We start from the raw sequence: 6,649 nt of genomic DNA, 5'->3' as shown, positions 1-6,649 counted from the left end.
CATCTCAACACATTTTACTTTAAACTCATAACTATAACGCATAAAAAATACCCCTTTCACTGGTTTGTCCAGTAAAAGGGGTACATATCAAAATCGATTTTGTCGAGTCACCCCCGCAAAGTTTATTAGATATCTAAAAAGCTTTCACAAAGCGAATTTAGATATCAATAAACCACTGCGTCTATGAGTTCTCATATGAACTTTGTTAAGTTTTAGATCTTTTGGTCAGCCCCTACTATTTACATTATAGTTATTTTCTATTATTATAGATATAAGAATTAAATGAAGAAGTAGGTGTTTTTATGAGAACAATAGTAATTTCAGATATACATGGATGTTTTTATACGATGAAGAAATTACTTGATGAAGTAGAATTCAACAGTAATGAAGATAAATTAATTTGTTTAGGAGATATGTGTGATAGAGGTAAAAACACTAAATTAGTTTGGGAATATTTTTATAATTTACAAAAAGCTCACAAACAACACGTAGTTTTATTGGGAAATCATGAAGACATGTTTAATTTAGCGATAAAAGAAGCAATGTATGACAATACATCTTCAAAAAGACAAAATCACTATTTTAGGAATAATGGACTAACAACATTACAGTCGTTTTATCCAGAAGCAACAACGGAATCACGAAGAGAATACTTCCAAAAATTTGCTAGAGATAAAAAAAATCTAAGGAAATGGTTGCAAAATCTGCCTACAAGGTATGAGAGTGAAGATTATTACTTTGTGCATGCTGGTGTAGATTTTAATAAAAACTTTTGGGATCAGATACATCGTGATATGGTTTGGATAAGAGAACCATTTTTAACAAGTGAGATGAAATATAATAAAAAAGTATTTCATGGACACAGTCCTGTTAAAGAAAATCCTTATTATGAAATAAAGGATAATCGAATAAATATTGATGGTGGCTGTGTTTATGGAGGTAAATTAAATATAATAGTAATAGAAGGATCTGAATTAATAATCAAACAAAGTAAGATATTAGACGATGATATATATTACAATAAAGAAGGATAGAAGTTGATGAAATCAGCTTCTATCCTTCTTTATAAACAAAAAAAACCGAGCACATTTGTCTCGGTCTCTTATAGAAAAGGAAAGTTTATGAAGTTTATAACTATTTACTAGTTATGAATACATTATAAGTCTTGAACCTTAAATATACTTTAAATTTAGTTTTAAGTAAAAAGATTAAAAAAATACATAAAAGGTCTATTTTAAAGTATTTATGAACAATATTTCTTTTTTTAAAAAGAAATGGGAATTAAAAGTAACTAATAAAAATAAAGTAATTAAATTGTTTGCGAGAATATGAATTATTCTCTTCATTTTTAAATATTTCTAAATTGTTACAAAATGTATTTTGTATTACAAAATAGAAAATCTATTGATAATAAAATTTAGAATGATTATAATTAAGGAGAAGTAACTATTAAATTAAGAATTAAAACGATTTCGATGAAATGAGGAGAATATATAATGAAAAAACAAGGAATAAAGTTAACGAGTAAAGTTTTAACAGGATTAGTATTATTAACAGGTATAACATCACTACCAACAAATGCAGTTGAAGTTAAAACTGCAGCTGTTGATGTAAATAAAGCTAGCGTAAAAGCAAAAGTATATGAATTAAATGGTCATTATTATGCAAAACTAGTAGCGGATAAAGAAGTAGCAAATGTTATTGCTCGTATTACAACTGAAACTAAATCGGAGTTTGTATTGAAAAAAGATCTTATTAAAGCTGGGGAAGAAGTTGTAGTAGAATTAGATATGACAGCAAAAGCTCCAACAAGAAAATTACCTAATACAGAGGTTAAAAGAGAAGGATATACTGCAGTTAATAAAGTAGGAACACATACTTTTAATATTAATGTTCGTTATGAAATTGCAACTGATGAAGTAAAAGCAAAACAAAAAGAAACTCCTAAACCAGTGAACGAACCTAAAAAAGAAGATACGCCAGAAACTTCAGCAACTAATGATCAATCAAAAGGAAATGAAGCTGCAACTAAATCAGAACAACCAGCAGCAACTACTCCTGCAGAAAATACAAAATCAGCTGAAGCTCCAAAAAAGGCTGAGACAACAGTTGCTAGACCAAACACTTCAGATAACGAAAAACCAGCTGATAAACCAGCTGATTTAGTTAAACAATCGACAAAACCAGTTGCTGGAACTGATAGAAGTGCAGTAGCAACTCCAGCTAAAGAAGATACTAAAGCTGTGGAAAGAAAAGCACAAGCAGTTAAAGAAGAAAAAGCAGCTACAAAAACAGAAACTGAAAAACCGAAACAACAAACTCCAGCAGCACCAGCAGCAGGAAGTAGAGAAGAACAAATAAGAAAAGCATTCTTAGATAAAGTTGCTAAATTAAGAAATATTAATGGATTGCCAGCGTTATCAGAAAATGCAGCATTAAATTCTTCTTCTAAATTTAGAAGTTCAGATGTACCAACACGTGCAGTTGACGCAAACATTCACGGACCAAATGGAACAATACAATATGAAAAAGATGCGGCAAAAGCAGCAGGGTATGCAAATTATATTTTAGCTAATATTTCTATAACTGGAGATACAGGGACACCGGAAGAAGTTGCACAAAGATTATTTGATATTCTATTCAAAGAAATTGGAAATGTAGTAGCTAAATATCCATACGGACACAGAAATACCTTATTAGATGCAACTGCTAAAGATGTAGGTGCAGGAGTAACAATAAAAAATGGTCAAGTATATCTTGTACAACACCAAAGCTCTAATGAAGCGTTTAATGGAACTACTCCAAAAGCAGGTAAATATTTAGATGGATCAAATACTATTTTTAAAGGTGGTAAACCAGTATAAAATAGTAAATTAAATATATTAAGCTAATTAACATCAAAATTGTAGAAAACCCAATTAGATTTTCTAAAGTTAGATGTTAGTTAGCTTTTTTTATATTACAATTTGAAGACACTATTGTCATCTTCATCTACAATTGTAATTAATTGTACTCTATGAAAACTTATTCTAAAGCTAATGTAATTAAACAAAAGTTTGTAACGAAATTGTAAAGAAAATCAGAATATATTACAAATCAGAAATTCTATTGATTAAAATATGTAAATCAGATATAATTGACACAACAATAAATTTAGGAGAAATTTAATGAGTAAAACGAAATTGACTAGAAGAATATTAACAGGGTTAGTGTTATTAGTTGGGGCATCTGGAGCAGTTACAGTTGCTAATGAAGTTAATAATGCGGCAGTTAATGTTAATAAAAAAGATGTAAAAGCTAGTGTTTATGAAAAAAATGGACACTACTATGTGAAACTTACAACAGCTAAAAACGTTTCTAATGTAGTTGCACGAGTAACTACAGAAGATAGAAAAGAATATGTAGTTAAAAAAGAAGCTATCAAAGTGGGAGAAGTAGTAGAGTATGAGATAGACATAAATGCTGACGTACCTACTAGAAAATTACCACATACTGCAGTTAAAAGAGAAACTGTTAAATCTGTTGTAACTATAGGGAATCACACTTTCAACGCTGTAGTAAGTTATGATGTAGAAGTTGCTGATTCTCAAGAACAAGCAGCCAAACCGGTAGATAAAAATACTGAAAATAAAACAACTTTAGATCAACTTGCTGAGAAGAGAGAAGTAACTGCTGAGCAAAAAGCTAAAGAAGAAGTAGAAGCTAAGAAAGTAGCAGAAACAAAGGCAGCTGCAGATGCGAAAGCAAAAGAAGCAGAAGCTAAGAAAGCAGCAGAAACAAAAGCAGCGGCTGATGCGAAAGCAAAAGAAGCCGAAGCTAAGAAAGCTGCAGAGCTAAAAGCAAAACAAGAAGCAGAGGCAAAAGCAAAAGCAGCGAAAGAAGCAGAAGCTAAAAAAGCAGCTGAAGCAAAACAAACAACTACAGTAGCTGGTGGATTACCAGAAGTAACTGCTGCAGAATTGGCTGATCCTGCGATGAATGGATTAACTCCTCATACTAAAAAGATGAAAGTAGCTTTAGCGAAGAAATTCGGAATAACAAGTTTCTCACTATTTAGAGCGGGTGACGATGATGGTACTGGTCATGGACATAACTCTGGTATGGCTGTAGACTTCATGGTTCCTGTAAACTCAGCACAAGGTGACCAACTTGCAGAGTACTTAACTAAACATATGGATGAACTTGGAGTTTATTACGTTATCTGGAAACAAAGATTCTATATGCCACAACAAAACATTTATGGACCAGCAAATACATGGAACATAATGCCTAACCGTGGTGGAGTAACTGCTAACCACTATGACCACGTTCACGTGAGTTTCAAAAAATAATAAATAAAATTATAGACAATTAACAGATGAAAATTACTATCTGTTAGTTGTCTATTTTACATTAAAAAACTAAATAATACTTTTAAATTTTAGTGTGAAGTAGTATAATTATAGATAAGTAGTAGCATAGGAGGTAAATATGTCAGAGAAGAAAATGAACATGATTGTTTGTGGAGGTTGAAACTCGAAAATAGGGCCGGGAGCCTTATCAGATATACTAAAAGACCTTCCAAAAAAAGAAGATAAAAATTTAATAGTTGGGTATGAATCTTCGGATGATGCAGCCGTTTATAAAATTTCCGAAGATAAGGCGATTATTCAAACATTAGATTTCTTTACAACAATGATAAATGATCCATATTTATATGGGCAAATTGCAGCGACTAATGCGCTTAGTGACGTTTATGCAATGGGTGGAGAAGTTATCTCAGCATTAAATATAGTAGCTTTCCCAGAGAATATGGACTTAGAAATTTTACATCAAATATTAAAAGGTGGAGCGGAAAAAGTTCATGAAGCAGGAGGGGTTCTTGCAGGAGGACACTCTATTCACGATGCTACACCAAAATACGGATTATCAGTAACAGGAATAGTTCATCCTGATAAAATATTACAAAATAACAATTGTAAAGTAGGAGATTTATTAATCGTAACAAAACCATTAGGAGTGAGTATTATTAATACAGCTCACATGGTAAAAGAATGTTCAGAAGAAGCATTTGCTCAAAGCGTTAAACAAATGACAACACTTAATAAATATTCTGCTCAAATGATGAAAGATTTTAATGTTAATAGTTGTACAGATATTACTGGATTCGGTTTTTTAGGACATCTTGTAGAAATGTTGGATGGTAAACATTCAGCAGAAGTATATTCGAAAGATATTCCATATATTGAAGAAGCGTATAAATGTGCAAATGAATTTGTTATTACTGCAGGTGGTCAACTTAATAGAACATTTGTTGAGCCAAATGTAGAATATCAGATTAAAGACTTTGCATTAGAAGAAATAATGTACGATCCACAAACATCTGGAGGACTTTTAATAAGTTTACCAGAAAGTGAAGCGTACGAATTATTAGAAAAACTAAACACTCTTGAAGTTAAGAGTGCTATAGTAGGTAAAGTTATAGAAAAACAAGAAAAAGCAGTTATTATAAAATAAATTAGAAGACAATAGGAGAATATAAGTATGAAAAAAGAAATTTTAGATGCACAAGGCTTAGCTTGCCCGATGCCAGTTATTCAAACAAAAAAATTATTACTAGAAAATGATGTAGTAGAAACAATTGTAGACAATGTTATAGCTACTCAAAACTTAGAAAAAATGGCTAAACAATTAGGATTCAATTTCTCAGTGAAAGAAGAAGCAAAAGATAAATATATTGTTACTATTTCTAAGGGAGAAGTGAGCGAAGGTGTAGTCGTGGATACATTATGCGATAAATGCGTAGTTCCTGTAACTCAAGCAACACGTGCACTAGAAGAAGATACGAAAGTAACTTTATTAGTAAAAACTAAAGATAGTGTAGAAAGTCTCAGAAAATTTGCTGATAAAAATAGTTATGAGTTTAAAGTTTCTGATATTGAAGGTGGCTTCAAAGTTGAAATTACAAGAGAAGATACTCCACAATTAGAAGCTTTACCAGTAGTTAAGGATGACAGCTATATCGTTGTGATTAACAAAGATCAAATGGGACATGGTAGTGAAGAACTAGGTAAAAGATTAATTAAAGCATATCTTTATGCTTTAGGTGAACAAGAAGTTCTTCCTAAAAAAATTATTTTCTACAATAATGGTGGAATTTTAGTAGATAAAACTCGAAGCCATGTACTAGAAGAGTTAAAAACACTAGAAGAAGGTGGAGTAGAGATAGTTTGCTGTGGCGCATGTATTGACTACCACAATATTGATTTAGCGGTTGGAAATCCAACTAACATGTACTTCATCGTAGAAGACATGAGAAAAGCTAATAAAGTAATTCAACCATAGGAGGAAGCATGGTAGAAGAAGGATTAGTAGTTTTTAATAGTACACACGATTCAATAAAGGCGGATAACATTTGTTTAGAAAGAGAAATGGGAGCATCACTTATTCCAACACATCCATCTATAGGTGTAGGTTGTGGATTTATGCTAAAAACAGCTTGGGATAATTTCGATAATGTTGTAAGAATGTTAGAGGATGAAAAAATCGAATATCGTGGTTTGTATTATTCTAGAAAAGCTGGAATCAAAAGAATAATAACAGAATTAAAAGATTATAAATTAAAATAAAATTTTGGATAGAGGTTATTATAGAGAAAGTTTAAAATCTA

6 protein-coding genes are annotated in these 6,649 nt (G+C 31.3%); all 6 read left to right on the top strand.

The window, feature by feature from the left end:
• Nucleotides 1-302: 302 nt before the first annotated feature.
• Complete coding sequence (locus PNO30_RS08650; protein ID WP_271988113.1) at nucleotides 303-1,034, top strand: metallophosphoesterase family protein; 732 nt, start codon at nucleotides 303-305, stop codon at nucleotides 1,032-1,034.
• A gap of 462 nt (nucleotides 1,035-1,496) precedes the next feature.
• On the top strand, nucleotides 1,497-2,864 hold the full coding sequence (locus tag PNO30_RS08645; protein WP_271988111.1) for a CAP domain-containing protein: 1,368 nt from the start codon (nucleotides 1,497-1,499) through the stop codon (nucleotides 2,862-2,864).
• Nucleotides 2,865-3,167: 303 nt separating this feature from the next.
• On the top strand, nucleotides 3,168-4,331 hold the full coding sequence (locus PNO30_RS08640) for a hypothetical protein (RefSeq protein ID WP_271988109.1): 1,164 nt from the start codon (nucleotides 3,168-3,170) through the stop codon (nucleotides 4,329-4,331).
• 190 nt (nucleotides 4,332-4,521) lie between these two features.
• Entirely contained in the window at nucleotides 4,522-5,496 is a 975-nt protein-coding gene (gene selD, locus PNO30_RS08635; protein ID WP_420319630.1) for a selenide, water dikinase SelD, read from the top strand.
• Nucleotides 5,497-5,523: 27 nt separating this feature from the next.
• Nucleotides 5,524-6,324 (top strand): sulfurtransferase-like selenium metabolism protein YedF, encoded by an 801-nt coding sequence (gene yedF, locus PNO30_RS08630; RefSeq protein ID WP_271988105.1) that lies wholly within the window; start codon nucleotides 5,524-5,526, stop codon nucleotides 6,322-6,324.
• 8 nt (nucleotides 6,325-6,332) lie between these two features.
• The gene (locus tag PNO30_RS08625) at nucleotides 6,333-6,608 is read left to right on the top strand and encodes a DUF3343 domain-containing protein (protein ID WP_048801896.1); all 276 of its coding nucleotides are present in this window, start codon (nucleotides 6,333-6,335) and stop codon (nucleotides 6,606-6,608) included.
• The last annotated feature ends 41 nt before the right edge of the window (nucleotides 6,609-6,649 follow it).

It is taken from the genome of Gemella haemolysans, assembly GCF_028308085.1.
Lineage (GTDB): Bacteria > Bacillota > Bacilli > Staphylococcales > Gemellaceae > Gemella > Gemella haemolysans_D.
The sequence above is the reverse complement of the archived record's forward strand: the minus strand, read 5'-3'. Positions and strand labels throughout refer to the sequence as shown.

What these genes read in the sequence shown, in the direction of transcription:
- PNO30_RS08640 (WP_271988109.1), top strand. Translation starts at nt 3,168, where the DNA reads ATGAGTAAAACGAAATTGACTAGAAGAATATTAACAGGGTTAGTGTTA.
- yedF (WP_271988105.1), top strand. Translation starts at nt 5,524, where the DNA reads ATGAAAAAAGAAATTTTAGATGCACAAGGCTTAGCTTGCCCGATGCCA.
- PNO30_RS08625 (WP_048801896.1), top strand. Translation starts at nt 6,333, where the DNA reads ATGGTAGAAGAAGGATTAGTAGTTTTTAATAGTACACACGATTCAATA.
- PNO30_RS08650 (WP_271988113.1), top strand. Translation starts at nt 303, where the DNA reads ATGAGAACAATAGTAATTTCAGATATACATGGATGTTTTTATACGATG.
- PNO30_RS08645 (WP_271988111.1), top strand. Translation starts at nt 1,497, where the DNA reads ATGAAAAAACAAGGAATAAAGTTAACGAGTAAAGTTTTAACAGGATTA.